This is a genomic window from Rhizobium sp. AN5, from assembly GCF_900215255.1.
GTDB classification, from domain to species: Bacteria; Pseudomonadota; Alphaproteobacteria; order Rhizobiales; family Rhizobiaceae; genus Agrobacterium; species Agrobacterium tumefaciens.
In genome coordinates, this window is the sequence record NZ_OCMJ01000001.1 from 39,947 (window position 1) to 54,341 (window position 14,395).

Genomic DNA, 14,395 nt, shown 5'->3' on the forward strand with positions numbered 1-14,395 from the left:
GAGAGGGGAAGAGGACGCCATCACGAGGAACCGGAAGTTTCATTCCCGTCCGTTCATCGTAAATATTATATACCTATACCAGTATGTATAAGGTTTAAGTAACAGACGGTATGCGGACGGGAATGGATAAGGTTCCGGGAGTTGAGAACCCGCCGTCCCACGGTTCTCCAAGGGTCAGGCTTCCGGCGTATGCGAAGCGCCCCGTTCCCCGTCCCCGCATCAGGCACCCAAAAGAAAGGCGAGCCGACACATGGTCAAGCTCGCCTAATTGTCCAGCTCACACCCGATCGCCGGCATCAGCAACTACGAAGAAAGCGGGGAGCGTCTAACTTCTCCTCGCAGAGCGCTCCGGGTGACAGCGCTCGAAACTGATGAATCGTGTGTCGCACAGGGCATCATGGAGAGCAATCAGGGTAAGAACGGCGTGCGTGTCCATGGATTGCCGTGGGTCGGGGTGGGAGGTGATGGATTGCCTCGTTGGTCCGTGGAGAACCGCGGCGCGGCAACCTACCTCCTCTGGACGCTCACCGACTTTCTCCCTTACACGCACACCTTCCTCTCTACACACGCACCCTCTCTCTAGGGACATACACGTAGGGTCTCTCTATGGTGCTCTCCCTCATATGGGTATCTATCTAGGTAGCTATCTGCCTATCTAGCTCTCTGTCTCTGTCGGGATATGTTTTTGGTTCTGGTTTGCCAGCGTTTTTGGGAAAGCTCGTAGAGAGTCACTGAGCACATGGGTGTAGTTGAGTGTCTCTCTGCTCATCTCTATACGACGGAACGCTTCTGTGAGCTTCTCTGTCGATTTGTCGAGCCAGGGAGAACGTTGTCATCGATGTTTACATTTGCCGAAAATCGATGAAACGGGGCTAATCTGTCAAGATAAGGTAAACTTGATGTAAAGGTTCGACAAGGTTGGGCGTTGTCGTGATGTTTACCTCTGGCCTGGGCGGGATATGTGTTTTGAGGGCCTGGCTTGGCCGAACCTTGCTTAACCTTGTCATGATGGAAGGTTGTATGTAAATCATAACTCGCGTTATGGTTTTGGTAGCCTGGCGTGAATCGTGACGTTATCGATCGGAAAACTGTAGGATGAGTGCCCTTGCAGGATGAGGTCCAAAGCTAACGCCGCGGCAAGGGCGTCGTCCTTGTCGATACCATATTGTGTCAGAGTGTAGGCGAGGTCATCCATGGTGCCGGTCATGGGCCGGGTTGGAATTCCGTTGTTGTAGCTTATCTGGTAGACCATCTTGTGCATAACCCACTCTACACCGGATTTATTCATGTCCAAGCTTAATAACGGAACCTGGGGCGGCATGATCGCTATGGGTCTAAGGGTGGACCTCTATTGCGACCCGTGTGAGCGTCATGTGGAGCTCGATCTGACCAGCCTTCCACCAGACGGCAGCTGCATAGGGAAGACCTTTCGGTGTGTATGTGGCCGGCGCATTCGCCCCATTGTTTCGCCAAGGTCTATCGAGAAGGCCGTGCCCGTAAACCGGTCTCTGCCTAAACCGTGATGGGCGGATCCCGCGCGCATGGTTAGCTCTATAGCTACCTAGCTAGAAAGCTCCATAGGCCGGGTTGTTTGCATAGTGGTGTCTTTGGGCCTGCCTGGCCTCATGCTGCCTGCAGTTCTGAATCCGGCTCCTGGCGTAGATATTATCGCCATAGTCAGAGTCACCACAGAGCCGACATGCGAAGACCGGGACCGAGCAGATGCAATTTTCGTCGCACCCTGCGTTGGTCCCGCCTATCTCTACCCATATATGGGAGCAGGTCACAGCTTGACCTGCGAGATATCGACCTCTTCGAAATATTCGCCTGCAGCGTATGCCCGGCGAGCCTCTTCCTTGTTGTCCTGTTCCAGGAAGACGTCTGTCCCGATGATCTCATCTTCGCCGTAGACCACATAATCTTCGGGCGTCATGGTATCGTGCAGGGCGAAGGTCTTCATCGCAGCCTGCTTCTCGTCGTCAGCTTCCAGGATCATTGTGGTGGTGATGCGGTATTTGGGCATCTTGGCCTCCTAGCTTACGATTTGCTGCTGTGATCTTTTAGGATCTGGAGCAGAGCTTTCACCTCCTCCGGTGATCCTGCCTCGATCTCGGTGTTGCCTACTTTCACCTTGACCTTTCTGCCCTTCTTCGCAGCCAGATATCCGAGTAAACCTGTAATGATGTTCGAAAAGTATGGCGCTGCCTCTTTGCCGATGTCCAACAGGAACATGCCCGTCTGCCATGAACCGGGACCATCAAAGCTTTTCTGCATATAAACGAAAGGCTCTAGTTTTACGCCGTGCCTTTTCATTTCCTCATTAAAAGCCATGAGCGCGCTTTGGCGTTCAGGCTCTTTAAAGTGCGGCTCTTCATCCGCGGGGATAAGCGCTATTTCGACCTGGCCCATTGCGACCGATACCTCTCGTTCATTTCTTCGTGAGAGAGGTCATGATCGACGCGCTCACACAACGGCTTCGGATCACGGCCGTTGATAGCTCGACCGCATGGCACGCAGTAGTAGCCGAAGGTGCCCTTGTTGTAAAAGAGGGCAGGGAAGTCATTGCAGGCAGTCCGGTTGCAGATACCACCGAAGACTGAGCCCTTCTCGGGATTATCGTGCTTGGGATATTTTTGCGGGTGAGGCGGCACCTTGGTCGTGGCGCCTTCCTCTGCGCGGACCTCCTCGATCAACTCAGCGACAAAGGTGTCGATCTTGGAAGGGGAGGGCGGTGCGATCCTGGTTGCTGGCCGCATGTCCTTTCTGATCCGTCCGAGGGCACTCATTACGCTGCTTCCTTATTCTCAGCGAGGGTCGCGTGGAACTTCTTGAGGACTTCCGGATCGCACGGCGCCGGGTAGTTGAACTCGACCGCGTAAGCTGAAAGCAGCTCTGCCATCTTCTTTGGAAGGACATAGCCCGTGACAGGCTTGTTCATCAGCCAGGTCAGAAGCCGTGCGGTCTGATTGACGCCATCCGGGCCTTCAACATACCAGTAGGGCCAGTCCGGGTTTCGATCCGACGCGCACTTCGCAGTGAATGGATTGACTGTCATAAAGTTCTCCTTCGACCGATCAGATGCGTTGCTGATGATTAGTTTTAGCAAGCACACGCTTGGAGTGCGGCAGGTCATGAGCGGCTTCCGCACGGGATCCGCGGGTAGGGCGTATAAGAAAAAGGGCGCAACGGGTGCGCCCTTGATCATTTGAGGATGTGTGGCTCACGCGGCCTTCACGAGCTGCGGCTTGGCAGGCTCCTTGGTCAGGAACTCAGGCGCCTCCCGCATATCGCGCTCGAAGCGGGTTGCTTCGTCGATCTCGTCCTGCAGACGCTCGAAGGTCACAGTCTCGCCGTCAAGCTTGGCGAGGGTCGTCGCCGTGCGGATGACGTTCTTGATCTGACGACCATTGAGATCGCTCTTGGCAAGCTCCCCGATTTCGTTGTCGCCGAGCTTGAGGCCGGCCGCGCCGAGCAGGTTGTTCCAGACCTTGAACCGCTTGGACGCATCCGCCTTCGTGAAGGCGATGGCGACAGAGATACGGCTGTAGAAGGCGGTATCAATGTTGCGGACGCGGTTGGTGGTCAGGAACAGAACGCCCTGGTGGTATTCGAGCAAGCGCAGGAACACGCCGACCATCGCGTTGCGAAGCACGTCCTTCTCGTCGCGGGCTTCGAGGAAAATGTCCGCTTCATCGAGCAGCAGAACCGCGTTCCAGATGGTCGCCAGGTCGAGGATCTCGCGCAGGCGCTTTTCGAGCTGATCCGGGTCAGTGCCGAGCTCGCCGACGGAGATCGAGTAGAGCGGACGACGCAGGTCTTCTGCGACCGTTTCAGCCGTCAGCGTCTTGCCCTGACCGGGTTCGCCGTGCAGCAGGAACACGCAACCACCGCCCTTGCCACCGATGATATCGGAGAAGCTATCCGTGGAGTTCTGGACCAGGGCGCGGACGCGCTTCTTGGTCTTCGGCTCCAGGACCAAGCGCTCGAAAGCATCCTTCGCCCAATCGATCGGCTTGATGTCGGCGATACGCAACATGCCCCAGGTCTTCGCACGGAAAGAGAAGCCGAGAACGTAGGGCGAGCAAGCGAACAGATCCTTCTCATCGACGGTCTCGATCTTGACCTCAATGTCATCATCGTCGCGGTAGCCCGTCTTCTGCATGATGCGGCGCTTCACCTTGTCATAGGTGGTGCTGTCGAGACGGGCCATCGATTCCGGATCGACCATCACACGACCGTCGGCGCGGAACTCGGCATCAGACATCCAGCCCGGCTTAACCAACATACCGGTATATTCGACATACGAGGCGCCACCAGCGACCGATGCGAAGATTTCGCCGCGAGCGATCAACTCCTTCTCGGTCTTCGAGCCAGTAACGAGCTTGGCGATCGGGAGCTTTGAGATTTCCACCGAGCCGCCGAATGCCGGCACGGACAACGTGACCTGAGCGCGGGTGACGCTATTGGACACCTTGACGATCACTTCCATGGTGAAGATCATGTAGGAGCCGGACCAGGACGACTTAGCTTCGGCCGCACGATAGTAGCCTGCAACCTGGAGCTCGTCGGAGTTTTCCCAGGTGACGCGCTCGCCATCTTCGAAAAGGAACGGCAGGTCTTCGAAGATTACGAGACCGTCGTCCATGCGCGACTTGCGTTCTTCCTCGACCCGATCGCTGGCGATCCGCAGCAGTTCGAAGATTGCGACGGTGTCCTTGAAATTCGTCTGCTTTTCGAAGTGGGTGAACCGCCGACGAGCGCGCTCGATCATCTTCTTGTAGAGGGTCGCCATCCGTGAAACCGGATAGATATTGCGCTCGTTGAGGAAGTGACTGCCCAGCGTGGCGCTGATCACGTCGTAGAAAACCGACCACGCGGTCGAGTCTTCAAGGAGCTCGACGTATTCGACGCCGTTCAGCTTGAAGTGCTTGTATTCCTTGGTCTCCGTGATGATGGAGATCTTGTCCTTCTTCAACTCCTTGAGGTAGTCAAGGGCTGCGTCATTGCTGGTGTTCGACATTTCCGGCCTTTCCTTCGGTTTATCCAGATGCGGACAGTTTTAGCGGCGCTCTCGGGCAAGCGCTCCGGGTCGTGAGCGGTAGCTTTTTAGCTAGGAAGCTATAGAGCTACGCCCGAGTGTTCATTGATCTCACTCCGCAGCGTCATCACGGCTCAGTGGCGCGCGGGATACGGATCTAGGAGTGGATCGTGAGCACTCAAGCAGAACACCCTGACAACGATTACGGGCAGTCGAGCTGCGCCATTCGAGGCATAGGGTCTGGAATCTTTTCACCCAGATTACCCATGACGGGCGGGCGACATCTCGGATCGTGCAGCCGGAGGGTAGGGCGCTTTATCCTTGTCCCATCCTCTATAACGGTCTGCCTACCGTATGAGAGTAACGGCGTGTTCCAGCCGGGCTATTTGTGGTCGAGGTAGCCACCCTCAAAGCTGACTGAGCTTCTTCATCGTTCGCGTTCTTTCTTGTCGCTGTCGATGATTAGAATTTAACTCAGATGCAGATGGAGTGCGGCAGGGTTGAAGAAAGTTGACTCTCAAACCCGTTCAGAACAAAATAAGAACATGAGGCATAGACGCGGCATTAAGCTCGGACGAGACGAGGTGGTTTACCTCGGTCCTCTGTTGGATCCGATGCACACGACATTTGAGGATATTCCGGAGTGGCACGCTTTGGGTGCGCACTGTTCCAGGTGCGAGCGAGAAGCTTGGCTGCAACGCTACGACCTGTCGCGTCAGTGGGGAAAGACAACGTATCTTTCCTCTCTTGCGCCGCGTCTGAGGTGCTTGGAGTGCGGTAACAAGGCAGGCAACAAGTGGATCCTTGGTCAACTGCCTCGTTAGCCTTACAATTCGGTCATCTCGACACCGAGCGAGGCGAGCGCCTTCCAGTAACCCGGATAGGTCTTGCCGACACAGGCGGGATTCTCGATGACTATTCCGCTTGTTTTCAGGCCAGCCAGAGCGAAGCTCATCGCAATACGGTGGTCGTGAAAGGTGTCGATCGACGCCTTGACCGTCTCACCGGCGAGCGATGGATCGGAATGCACGATCAGATCGTCGCCATCTTCATGAGCGAGCCCATCCCGGATAGCATTCAGTCCGAGCGACACTGCGCGGATACGGTCGCACTCCTTGACGCGCAAGTTGGCGATGCCGACAAAGCGCACCGGCGTCTTATTGTAGGCCGCGAGCACGGCAATCGTGGGAATGGCATCCTGCATCTGGCTGCCATCGATCTCGGCCGGCAGGTTCGGAAACTGCGCCATAACGGCGTGCGCCTTGGCGTCAGGTTGCGTAAACGCATCCGCAGGCGTGCCAATGTCTATTTTCCCGCCCGTCAGTAGTTCCGCACCCCAGAGATAGGTTGCAGCCGAGGCATCCGGCTCGATGTGGAAATCCGTCGAAATATAGCCGGTCGGATGGACGCGCCAGGTCGCGTTGTCGATGCGCTCAACTGTCGCTCCAAAGGCTTCCATCGCCGAGACGGTGAGGTCGATATAACCCTTCGCGCCGATGTCCTCGCCAGCCAGACCGATATCCAGTGGCGTGTCGCCACAGGGCGCGGCCATCAGTAGGGCGGAGACATACTGGCTGGAGAGATTGGCATCGATGGTGACCCGCGGTCGCATGAAGCCCTTGCCGTTGCCACGCACGGTCACGGGAGGGCAGCCGGTCGGTGCAGAAGCATCGACGCCCAGCGAGACAAGTGCGTCTACAAGCGGCTTTATGGGTCGCTTGCGCATATGTTCGTCGCCGTCCACAACAACAGTTCCATCAACTGTCGCAACAGCGGCCGTCAGAAAGCGCGTTGCCGTGCCGGCGTTGCCAAGGAAGAGGGGTCCGCCGGGCGTGGTGAGTTTGCCGCTGCTTTCAACGATGAAGGTTGTGGCATCTACTTCCGTGACGTTGACGCCCATCATTCGAAGCGCCTCGGCCATGTAAAGCGTATCGTCGCTCTTCAGCGCACCCGTAAGGATGCTCTGACCCTTGGCGAGACCTGCCAGCAGCAGGGCGCGATTGGTAATGGACTTCGAGCCAGGCGGTTCGACTCTTCCTACCAGTGCATGTGACGGAGGGGTTAGCGTGACGGTATTCATGCTGCCTTGTTCCAGCTCGCACCACCCGCCTCGGTTAGGAGGAAGGCTTCACCGCAAGCCTTGGCGAGGGTGCGGACGCGTAGAAGGTAGCTCTGGCGCTCGGTGACGGAAATCACGCCGCGGGCATCCATGAGGTTGAAGACGTGGGACGCCTTGATCGCCTGGTCGTAAGCGGGAAAAACGCAGTGGTGCAGCACGTGGGCAGCGTTGGGTGTGCCGGCATCCAGCAGGGCTTTGCATTCCCGCTCTGCGTCATCGAAGTGACGGTGCAGCATGGTCGTATCGGCGTATTCGAAATTGTGCCGCGAATATTCCTGCTCAGCCTGAAGGAACACATCGCCATAGGTGATCTTCTCATCACCTTCTCGGCCATTGAAGTTCAGGTCGTAGACGTTATCGACACCCTGGACATACATCGCCAAGCGTTCCAGACCATAGGTCAGTTCGCCAGAAACGGGTGAGCATTCGATCCCGCAGACCTGCTGGAAATAGGTGAATTGCGATACTTCCATGCCGTCGCACCAGCACTCCCAGCCGAGACCCCAGGCGCCAAGTGCCGGGTTCTCCCAGTCGTCTTCTACGAAGCGAACATCGTGCAACAGGGGGTCGAGCCCGATCGCCTTCAACGAGCCGAGGTAGAGCTCTTGCAGGTTGGACGGGTTGGGCTTCAGGATGACCTGATACTGGTAATAATGCTGAAGGCGATTGGGGTTTTCGCCATAGCGTCCGTCCGATGGCCGACGTGATGGCTGAACGTAGGCTGCCTTCCAGGGTTTTGGGCCGATTGCGCGCATGGCAGTGGCTGGGTGCATCGTGCCGGCACCCACTTCCATGTCGTAGGGCTGCAGGATCGCGCAGCCTTGGGCGGCCCAAAAATTATGAAGGGTCAGAATCAAATCCTGAAATGAACGCGTGGGATCCATGGTGGGCAGCTCCTTTTGTCGCGCCCTTATATAGAAGGCAAAAGCCGCTGAAAATGGTGAATTAACAAGAGCTTGAAATTTATGGTTAATTCTTCCTGAACGAAAGCGAACTATCGTTTAGGATTCGTTAGTTCGGATAGTCTGAGGTTGGGCGCCTAACCATCGATAACAACCTCTTATCGATGGTTATCCTCAGAATGCCGCCGAGACCGGTTCGCCTCGATAAATGGTGAAGGTAAGCCATTTTGCAGCGACGCCATCAGATACCCAACTAGTGCAGTTTATCGGGTTTAGGCTCCTGTCGCTCCCCACATTGCGCTCACAGTAAGCTGCGGCAGAGTCAAAGGGGTAGAAGGCCCAGAAATTTGTGCCGATGACGTATCTCGATGCCGGCTCGGCTGTGGGGTGAATTTCGACAACCCGCGTCGTCAGAACGGCATATGCCAGGACTGCATACCCGACAAACTTGAGAACCTTGGCTTTGTGATCGTTCATAATCGCTCCTTATGCACCCTTGCCTGTCGCATGAGCGGCTTAAAATTAGGTGGAGCGTTTCCCTATGATTTTAAGAGATTAGGCATTTGTGCCTTGTTAGGGAGACAACCTGTTAGTGGTTGCGATATTGCTGAGCAGTTGTCCAAACGCCGCGGCGTCATTAATCGGAATACCTTGATTGAGGAGGTGCTCTCTCACCATCTTTTTCATTGATTTGGTGTTGGCAGGTGGCGTTACGGTCATAAACTCGCCGGGATGGCTAATGCCATAGGCTCGATCCTGGACATCTACGGCCCAAATAAGCCCGGCCTCCGTGAGTTCTTTAATGTAGGGTGTGTTTCCGGGAGACCGGAATCGTCCGTCGTCGTGTTCTAGATAATGCAAGAAAACGACCTGACTCACCCTTTTGAGGAGCCTATAGTTTCTGCTCAAGTTTATATACTCAGACCGACGTTGGCATCGCTTAGCGATCCAGGAGAAGGGCCAACGAATGAGCGCGAACACGAGCCTGTAAATCCAAATGATAACGCCGACAATAAATAGCGCGAGGGATAGCACCGCAACAATCTGACTGACATCGAAGGCAAGCTTCGTTGCATTCGAAGGCGTTATGAACGCGGCACGGTAGAAGAGCCAGTATGTGCCTGACAGGACAAGAAGAACGATCCCAAAGCCCATCGCTTTGTTGAATATATTCTCGGCAGCGCTAAGCCATTCGTTGGGATTTACCGACATCTGCGACGTTCGCTCTTTTGAGTGCTGACAGATGAACCTCTACTACACACCGCGTTTCAGTAAAGCAGGTTGCGCAACATCGGATTCCCTATCCACCTATAAAGTCGGCGCTGAGACCGTATTTGATCTCAAGCTCGGTCAGGACAACGTTCATTTCGTCTTCTGACATGTCTTCGTGCTCCTCGATCTCAATGATCTCGCCGTCGTTGCCGTCGGCGCGCACCAGAATATCGTAGTAGTCGATGGTCTCGCCTCGCTCTGCGATACGATCGCCGTGCATGGCAAAGACCTGGATCTCGGTCGCTTCGGTCATCAGAATGCCCCATAGTTGGGATGATCGATCAGCTTCTCTTCGGGGAACAGGTCATCGAACCTGTATTTGCCTTCCCGCAGCGTCTGACGAATTTCATCGATCGCGGCCGTCACCGACTCCAGTGAGGGATGACGTTTGCCGATGTCATAGGTGTCCTGGTCGGCAATGCGTCGACGCAGCACGGCATAGGGACTACGGCCGCCCCTCTCGCACTTGCCGGCCCAGATATCCCAGCCGGCGCACGACACGCCCTTGATCAGCGTCCATCCGTCAGGCGGCGTCGACATATTTCTCTCCAAGCCAGTCGACCTTGCCCGTCGCGGCCAGACGTTCCAGCGTCTCGATCGCCACACTCGCCGGAAGGCGCGCGAGCTTCAGGTGCGCTGGAAGATCGAAGAACAAGTTATCGGCCTGCTCGCGGCTTAAACCGAGGTAATGCTGGGCGATCTCCTCGATCTCCTCGGTGTCCTCACTCTCTGCCTGGGTGAAGGGGCAGCCGATTTCGAGCAGATAGGCATGACCGGCGATGCAGCCGGTCCATTCGCAATCGCGACCGCTGAGATCCGGGTTCGCCAAGCTCACGGGATCGACGTAGCTGTTCATGTTGAAACCTAGCGTCTGCGTCTCAGGCAGCTCGCCTTTAATGGAAGCGATCACGCGCTCGATGTTCGGCACGTTCACCATGATACAGCTCTCCTCTGCTTTGTTTCGCTTTGCATTTTAGTTGTAGCGAAGATGCAGTTGGAACGCGGTAGGTGATGCGCGCGGCCCGCAAGGGTAGTGGTAGGGCTAGAACGCCCCAAAGCCACTCACAGAGCCAAGCTGCTCCTGAATTCGACGATCAGACTCCGCTTTCTCCACCGCCGCGACGCGCCGGCAAGCCGTGCGAATGGTTGCAGCCTTCCAATCGTTTTTATCGGTGCCAGCCAGCGCGAAAATCTCGTTGGCGTGCTCGATGAAATCGGGGTCGGCCATAAACCTGTCGCGAACGGCCGTCGCCTCGATCATTCCCGCACCAAAGCGGCTCAGCTCTCCGTGGAATTCGTAGAAGACTTCGACGGCGCCGCGCGTGGGAGCCGCGGTGCGGTCCTCTGCAAAGCTGACCTGGACCGGCGCATGATACGCCACGCTGATTCCGAGGGTGCGCAGGGTGTTCCGATAGTGGGCATACGCCTGCGGATAGTCCTCGAACGGCGTGTCCTCGTATTCGTCGGGGTTGCCGACCTCCTGCAGGCGCACGAAATACTTGTCGCCTTCAAGCTTGTCCTCGATCGAGATCACCTGCAGCGTGGCAGCGCCACCCGGCAGGGTCTCAATCTCGTGGATATCGACGGTCTCGATACTGCTCATGCCGCAAGCCCCTTATCCACGCACTCTTTACGCAGGCGCGCAATCTGCTCGATGGTGAGGCGCCAGACGATCGGGTCAGCCTGGCGAAGGCATTCCATCGCTTCTGACTTCTCGCGCAGATACTGCAGCGCGAACTTCGGATCGAGTTCCACGATGTTGCGGGTGTTGTCGCGGATATCGAGAACCTTGACCGTCGCTACCCAAGCCGGCGCTTGGCGCAGTCGCGCGCAATTGATCTGGTGACGGGCCGCCCGGTTGCCGGCTTCCTTGCCGACATTAGTCAGGAAGTAGAGGCCGTCGTGGATGTCCTCGCCGAATTCCTGTTTGATCTGGTCGAGCGTAACGCCGGTGTCCTCGACGACATCGTGGAGCAAGGCCAGAACAACCTGCTGCCAGGTATGCCCCGGAACAGCCTGGATCATGCCGGCGATCGTGCGCGGGTGTTGAATATAAGGCTCACCTGTGTATTTGCGCACCTGGCTCACAGCGGAGTGAGCCGCGAACGCGAACAGATCGGCGCGGGCGATTTGGTTGTCGCCGTGAACTGAATAGCGGTTCATTCTGGTGTCTTTCTTCTTCGGTCGTTGCTGATATTCGAATCTTAACGCTCTCGACTTCGGAGAGCGGCAGGCTATGTGCGGTCGTTATTGTTGACCGCGATCAAACCAGTCGCCCGCGCCGCGCCCAATATGTCGCGCTTGATATTCTTGGTGTCGCGGTGATCACCCGCCGTCGATGCGCAGAACACCTTGCGGGATCCATTCGGTCCTCGAATGGTGATTTGCAGGTGGTGTCCGGAGTGCTCGATTGTTGCGGCGGGGCAGATTGCTTGAGCGAGCCGCAATAGCTCGCGCTTTCGTTTTTGGACGCTCATAGGGTTAGAACCTCGCATAGTCGGGATGGTCACGATAGAAAGGCTCCCCGCCAAGGACGCCTTCCATTTCATTCACGACGCTGATAGCTGCCACAGCCTGCTCAGCGGCACGTTTTTGTCGAAGCCCCTCTTGACCGGCGACCTGGGTGAATAGGTATTCGGCCATTTCGCGCGTTTGGGCAGGCTGTTTGGATAGGTATTCGTGGGTTCGGGGCCGATAGCGCACCACGAGCCAACCTGTTTTCGCAGGATCGGGATCGCGGATGATGGAAACCTCAACGTCGCCGACCTTGATCCTCTTTCCGCTCATGTTTCGTGAGCGTCCTTAACGAGCTCCGACACCTCATCTGCCGGGACGCGATCCATCTTCACGCGATAGGTCTCGCCATCATCGCCAAAAATTATGAGCTCCTGGGTCATCGAGCGACCGTGCGCGCCTTCGTGCCAGCGCTTGTAAATTTTGCCGGGAAAGTCTTCGCCGCACACGTTGGCGCAGTCTGTGAGGTGATCGAGCATGTTTTGCGGTGTCTGCATGGCTTTGCTCCTGTTTTAAGTAAGTCATTACTTACGTTATAGCGCGAACTAAATCGGAGCGCGCAAGGTAGTGAGCGGAATCAGTAGTCGTGCGCGTAGAACACCGAGAGAACCCGGATCGTTACGTTGGGATCCTCCGGGTGCTCCGACAGACTTTCCTCGTCCAGGGCGTAATAGTCGATCTTGAACATGAACCGCTCACCTGCGGTCTCGAATGTCCCGCAATCGTGTTCGCCGTGCGGGTCGTTGTCCGGATTGAAGTTGTTGAAGCTCTGGAGCGCGGCGATAACCAACGCCATTTTCAATCCATCATCGACTTCGTTCACCAGATCGCCAGTGATGATCACTTTACCATTCCGCGAACGGCCGGCGATCCTCAGCTCGTCGTTCAGGGCCGCGATGCGGGCCTTCTTTTTGTCGTCTGTCACCAGAGGTCCTCCGAATATAGCTGTGGCGTCGGCTTCGTCTCCTTGAGCTGGCCGGAGCCGATGGCGAGGTAATAGGCTTCGACACGGTTCACGAATCGGCCGGTATCGGTCAGAAACCCCTGCGTCTGGGGTGTCGCCCAAGTGCCGTCGAGGTTCTGCATTTCCAGATCCATCGTCTGGATGATGGTGTGATGCCGGGCGGGAGGAGGAAGCGAGATGATCGCTCCGAAGTTGATTGCCGCGGCGATGATGCGCTCAGGGGAAGAAGACACGAGCCAACCCCACTGCGATGAGTGCGCCAACCGGTGCGCCGACGATATAGCCGACGAGGAAGAGGTCAGAATCCATATACCAAGGCATCATCAGAACCCTCCATAAGCAGGGAGCGCCCGTAGGTGTTCGCTGCTGCTGCGCGCTTCCTCGATCTGACGCTCCTCTTCCAGCCGGCGCTGGCGTTCCAGCTCGGTAAGAACCGCCTTTCGTTCGGCAACCAGGCGCTTGTGCATGATCTCTGCCTTAGCAAGCGCCGTGGTCTTGTTCTTGACCTGCTCCTTGAAACCCTTGCGGCTGACGTAGAAGCTGCGGCTGGTGCCAGCCAGCGGGTTCGGATTGCGCGGATCGCGCCTGTCGACTTTCATGAGCGAGGCGTAAACCGTGCAGTCCGGGTGATCTGGATCCTCGAACTTACCCAACAGGTCGCCCTCGAAAACAACAGGCGCCCTAACCGGATTTTCGGTCCATAAGTTGTTGAAGGGGCTTTCACCAATAGCGATCTCGTTGAGAAAGTAGAACAGGTCGCCCGAGGCTTCATGTGTCCCTCGCGTCTTGGTCGCGGTCATCTTGAGTTCGCGCGAGGGGCTGCTGCGTCCCAATGCCAGCATGAGCGTTTCCGTCAGCATCGACTTGTTGTAACCGCGGCTGGGTGACGCCATAACGATGCTCAGTTCGCCCGGTCTCCATCCCTTAAGGCTTTCTGCAAGGTCCGCCAGGTAGTCAGGGGTCGGAAGCTTTACGTCTTGAGCTTCAAGCTTCAGGCCGTCGAACTCGACAATGTATTGGCCGCTCATGCTGCATCCTCCCAGCGCGGCTGAATCGCCTCGATCGCTTCCATCGCAATCAGGGTGTGCCAGTCGCCGTCAGGCGCAACCACGCGGATGCCCAGCACGTTATTGGTGAAGTCGGCTTTGGTGATGACGCCGGTAAAGCTGCGGGTCTTGGTGTAGACACAGACCTCGCGCTTGTCGGGCTTCACAGTCTCGGCCTGCTCGCGGATAATCTTAACCAGACGGGCACTCATGCTACACCGCCCTGGATGAGCTGGAGCTGCGGACGCTGGCGCTTGGGAACCGGCAGGGGCACCGGGGCGTCGGCAAGCACCTTCTCGGGCTCAGCCGGGGGTGCGGACTGCGTTCCGGCCGCACGCGCCTTTGCCTTCCACTCCGCGAAAGTAGCGGGATCGTCAGGCGTCCGGGACATCTGGTAGACGGCCTCATGGGTCAGCTTCGCCAAGACAACGGTCGCACCGAGCTTCCTGGTGACGAGCCGCACGTCGTTTGAGCCTTCCTCGATCTGGATCGCGCCAGACTTCAGCGCGGCATTGATAAGCATGGGCACAATCATTATTC

General features: G+C 56.8%; 23 protein-coding genes. All 23 read right to left on the reverse strand.

Annotated features, from left to right (window positions below; translation table 11 throughout):
* Positions 1–1,039: 1,039 nt before the first annotated feature.
* The 23 genes from CRP02_RS00245 to CRP02_RS00355 all read right to left on the reverse strand — a co-directional run bounded on the left by CRP02_RS00245 (position 1,040) and on the right by CRP02_RS00355 (position 14,390).
* Positions 1,040–1,261: a hypothetical protein gene (locus CRP02_RS00245; RefSeq protein ID WP_143539285.1), complete on the reverse strand. Its 222-nt coding sequence runs from the start codon at positions 1,259–1,261 to the stop codon at positions 1,040–1,042.
* Positions 1,262–1,783: 522 nt separating this feature from the next.
* A complete protein-coding gene (locus tag CRP02_RS00250; RefSeq protein WP_097169805.1) occupies positions 1,784–2,023 on the reverse strand; it encodes a hypothetical protein in 240 nt (79 codons plus the stop codon).
* Positions 2,024–2,037: 14 nt separating this feature from the next.
* The gene (locus CRP02_RS00255; protein WP_097169806.1) at positions 2,038–2,409 is read right to left on the reverse strand and encodes a hypothetical protein; all 372 of its coding nucleotides are present in this window, start codon (positions 2,407–2,409) and stop codon (positions 2,038–2,040) included.
* Positions 2,391–2,786 (reverse strand): hypothetical protein, encoded by a 396-nt coding sequence (locus CRP02_RS00260; protein WP_097169807.1) that lies wholly within the window; start codon positions 2,784–2,786, stop codon positions 2,391–2,393. Before CRP02_RS00260 ends, CRP02_RS00255 begins: the two co-directional genes overlap by 19 nt.
* On the reverse strand, positions 2,786–3,055 hold the full coding sequence (locus CRP02_RS00265; protein ID WP_097169808.1) for a hypothetical protein: 270 nt from the start codon (positions 3,053–3,055) through the stop codon (positions 2,786–2,788). The genes CRP02_RS00260 and CRP02_RS00265 overlap by 1 nt, the downstream gene beginning before the upstream one ends.
* 165 nt (positions 3,056–3,220) lie before the next feature.
* Entirely contained in the window at positions 3,221–5,020 is a 1,800-nt protein-coding gene (locus tag CRP02_RS00270) for an ATP-binding protein (RefSeq protein ID WP_097169809.1), read from the reverse strand.
* An 844-nt stretch (positions 5,021–5,864) separates the two neighbouring features.
* Entirely contained in the window at positions 5,865–7,118 is a 1,254-nt protein-coding gene (locus tag CRP02_RS00280; protein ID WP_097169810.1) for a 3-phosphoshikimate 1-carboxyvinyltransferase, read from the reverse strand.
* Positions 7,115–8,041, reverse strand: coding sequence for a glycine--tRNA ligase subunit alpha (locus CRP02_RS00285; RefSeq protein WP_097169811.1), 927 nt, complete (start codon positions 8,039–8,041; stop codon positions 7,115–7,117). The genes CRP02_RS00280 and CRP02_RS00285 overlap by 4 nt, the downstream gene beginning before the upstream one ends.
* Before the next feature lie 192 nt (positions 8,042–8,233).
* The gene (locus tag CRP02_RS00290) at positions 8,234–8,536 is read right to left on the reverse strand and encodes a hypothetical protein (RefSeq protein ID WP_097169812.1); all 303 of its coding nucleotides are present in this window, start codon (positions 8,534–8,536) and stop codon (positions 8,234–8,236) included.
* 96 nt (positions 8,537–8,632) lie between these two features.
* The gene (locus tag CRP02_RS00295) at positions 8,633–9,271 is read right to left on the reverse strand and encodes a hypothetical protein (RefSeq protein ID WP_097169813.1); all 639 of its coding nucleotides are present in this window, start codon (positions 9,269–9,271) and stop codon (positions 8,633–8,635) included.
* A gap of 88 nt (positions 9,272–9,359) precedes the next feature.
* Entirely contained in the window at positions 9,360–9,584 is a 225-nt protein-coding gene (locus CRP02_RS00300) for a hypothetical protein (protein ID WP_097169814.1), read from the reverse strand.
* The gene (locus CRP02_RS00305) at positions 9,584–9,871 is read right to left on the reverse strand and encodes a hypothetical protein (RefSeq protein ID WP_097169815.1); all 288 of its coding nucleotides are present in this window, start codon (positions 9,869–9,871) and stop codon (positions 9,584–9,586) included. Before CRP02_RS00305 ends, CRP02_RS00300 begins: the two co-directional genes overlap by 1 nt.
* Positions 9,855–10,268, reverse strand: coding sequence for a hypothetical protein (locus CRP02_RS00310; RefSeq protein ID WP_097169816.1), 414 nt, complete (start codon positions 10,266–10,268; stop codon positions 9,855–9,857). Before CRP02_RS00310 ends, CRP02_RS00305 begins: the two co-directional genes overlap by 17 nt.
* A 105-nt stretch (positions 10,269–10,373) precedes the next feature.
* Positions 10,374–10,934, reverse strand: coding sequence for a hypothetical protein (locus tag CRP02_RS00315; RefSeq protein WP_097169817.1), 561 nt, complete (start codon positions 10,932–10,934; stop codon positions 10,374–10,376).
* The gene (locus CRP02_RS00320; protein WP_097169818.1) at positions 10,931–11,494 is read right to left on the reverse strand and encodes an HD domain-containing protein; all 564 of its coding nucleotides are present in this window, start codon (positions 11,492–11,494) and stop codon (positions 10,931–10,933) included. The genes CRP02_RS00315 and CRP02_RS00320 overlap by 4 nt, the downstream gene beginning before the upstream one ends.
* Positions 11,495–11,565: 71 nt before the next feature.
* Positions 11,566–11,808, reverse strand: coding sequence for a hypothetical protein (locus CRP02_RS27265; protein ID WP_143539286.1), 243 nt, complete (start codon positions 11,806–11,808; stop codon positions 11,566–11,568).
* 4 nt (positions 11,809–11,812) lie between these two features.
* A complete protein-coding gene (locus CRP02_RS00325; RefSeq protein ID WP_097169819.1) occupies positions 11,813–12,118 on the reverse strand; it encodes a hypothetical protein in 306 nt (101 codons plus the stop codon).
* A complete protein-coding gene (locus CRP02_RS00330; protein WP_097169820.1) occupies positions 12,115–12,342 on the reverse strand; it encodes a hypothetical protein in 228 nt (75 codons plus the stop codon). The genes CRP02_RS00325 and CRP02_RS00330 overlap by 4 nt, the downstream gene beginning before the upstream one ends.
* 80 nt (positions 12,343–12,422) lie before the next feature.
* Positions 12,423–12,770: a DUF3768 domain-containing protein gene (locus CRP02_RS00335; RefSeq protein ID WP_097169821.1), complete on the reverse strand. Its 348-nt coding sequence runs from the start codon at positions 12,768–12,770 to the stop codon at positions 12,423–12,425.
* Positions 12,767–13,042 carry a hypothetical protein gene (locus tag CRP02_RS00340; RefSeq protein WP_097169822.1) on the reverse strand — a complete coding sequence of 92 codons (276 nt, stop codon included), beginning with the start codon at positions 13,040–13,042 and terminating at the stop codon, positions 12,767–12,769. The genes CRP02_RS00335 and CRP02_RS00340 overlap by 4 nt, the downstream gene beginning before the upstream one ends.
* 90 nt (positions 13,043–13,132) lie before the next feature.
* Positions 13,133–13,837, reverse strand: a complete 705-nt coding sequence (locus tag CRP02_RS00345; RefSeq protein ID WP_097169823.1) for a hypothetical protein — start codon at positions 13,835–13,837, stop codon at positions 13,133–13,135.
* Entirely contained in the window at positions 13,834–14,067 is a 234-nt protein-coding gene (locus CRP02_RS00350; protein ID WP_097169824.1) for a hypothetical protein, read from the reverse strand. The genes CRP02_RS00345 and CRP02_RS00350 overlap by 4 nt, the downstream gene beginning before the upstream one ends.
* The gene (locus tag CRP02_RS00355; RefSeq protein WP_097169825.1) at positions 14,064–14,390 is read right to left on the reverse strand and encodes a hypothetical protein; all 327 of its coding nucleotides are present in this window, start codon (positions 14,388–14,390) and stop codon (positions 14,064–14,066) included. The genes CRP02_RS00350 and CRP02_RS00355 overlap by 4 nt, the downstream gene beginning before the upstream one ends.
* Positions 14,391–14,395: the final 5 nt, after the last annotated feature.

Bases quoted from the DNA above. Each gene is read 5' to 3' on its own strand.
- CRP02_RS00320 (WP_097169818.1), bottom strand. From the start codon at position 11,494: ATGAACCGCTATTCAGTTCACGGCGACAACCAAATCGCCCGCGCCGAT.
- CRP02_RS00310 (WP_097169816.1), bottom strand. From the start codon at position 10,268: ATGGTGAACGTGCCGAACATCGAGCGCGTGATCGCTTCCATTAAAGGC.
- CRP02_RS00305 (WP_097169815.1), bottom strand. From the start codon at position 9,871: ATGTCGACGCCGCCTGACGGATGGACGCTGATCAAGGGCGTGTCGTGC.
- CRP02_RS00350 (WP_097169824.1), bottom strand. From the start codon at position 14,067: ATGAGTGCCCGTCTGGTTAAGATTATCCGCGAGCAGGCCGAGACTGTG.
- CRP02_RS00255 (WP_097169806.1), bottom strand. From the start codon at position 2,409: ATGGGCCAGGTCGAAATAGCGCTTATCCCCGCGGATGAAGAGCCGCAC.
- CRP02_RS27265 (WP_143539286.1), bottom strand. From the start codon at position 11,808: ATGAGCGTCCAAAAACGAAAGCGCGAGCTATTGCGGCTCGCTCAAGCA.
- CRP02_RS00245 (WP_143539285.1), bottom strand. From the start codon at position 1,261: ATGCACAAGATGGTCTACCAGATAAGCTACAACAACGGAATTCCAACC.
- CRP02_RS00315 (WP_097169817.1), bottom strand. From the start codon at position 10,934: ATGAGCAGTATCGAGACCGTCGATATCCACGAGATTGAGACCCTGCCG.
- CRP02_RS00280 (WP_097169810.1), bottom strand. From the start codon at position 7,118: ATGAATACCGTCACGCTAACCCCTCCGTCACATGCACTGGTAGGAAGA.
- CRP02_RS00295 (WP_097169813.1), bottom strand. From the start codon at position 9,271: ATGTCGGTAAATCCCAACGAATGGCTTAGCGCTGCCGAGAATATATTC.
- CRP02_RS00330 (WP_097169820.1), bottom strand. From the start codon at position 12,342: ATGCAGACACCGCAAAACATGCTCGATCACCTCACAGACTGCGCCAAC.
- CRP02_RS00290 (WP_097169812.1), bottom strand. From the start codon at position 8,536: ATGAACGATCACAAAGCCAAGGTTCTCAAGTTTGTCGGGTATGCAGTC.
- CRP02_RS00300 (WP_097169814.1), bottom strand. From the start codon at position 9,584: ATGACCGAAGCGACCGAGATCCAGGTCTTTGCCATGCACGGCGATCGT.
- CRP02_RS00265 (WP_097169808.1), bottom strand. From the start codon at position 3,055: ATGACAGTCAATCCATTCACTGCGAAGTGCGCGTCGGATCGAAACCCG.
- CRP02_RS00325 (WP_097169819.1), bottom strand. From the start codon at position 12,118: ATGAGCGGAAAGAGGATCAAGGTCGGCGACGTTGAGGTTTCCATCATC.
- CRP02_RS00355 (WP_097169825.1), bottom strand. From the start codon at position 14,390: ATGATTGTGCCCATGCTTATCAATGCCGCGCTGAAGTCTGGCGCGATC.
- CRP02_RS00270 (WP_097169809.1), bottom strand. From the start codon at position 5,020: ATGTCGAACACCAGCAATGACGCAGCCCTTGACTACCTCAAGGAGTTG.
- CRP02_RS00250 (WP_097169805.1), bottom strand. From the start codon at position 2,023: ATGCCCAAATACCGCATCACCACCACAATGATCCTGGAAGCTGACGAC.
- CRP02_RS00260 (WP_097169807.1), bottom strand. From the start codon at position 2,786: ATGAGTGCCCTCGGACGGATCAGAAAGGACATGCGGCCAGCAACCAGG.
- CRP02_RS00345 (WP_097169823.1), bottom strand. From the start codon at position 13,837: ATGAGCGGCCAATACATTGTCGAGTTCGACGGCCTGAAGCTTGAAGCT.
- CRP02_RS00285 (WP_097169811.1), bottom strand. From the start codon at position 8,041: ATGGATCCCACGCGTTCATTTCAGGATTTGATTCTGACCCTTCATAAT.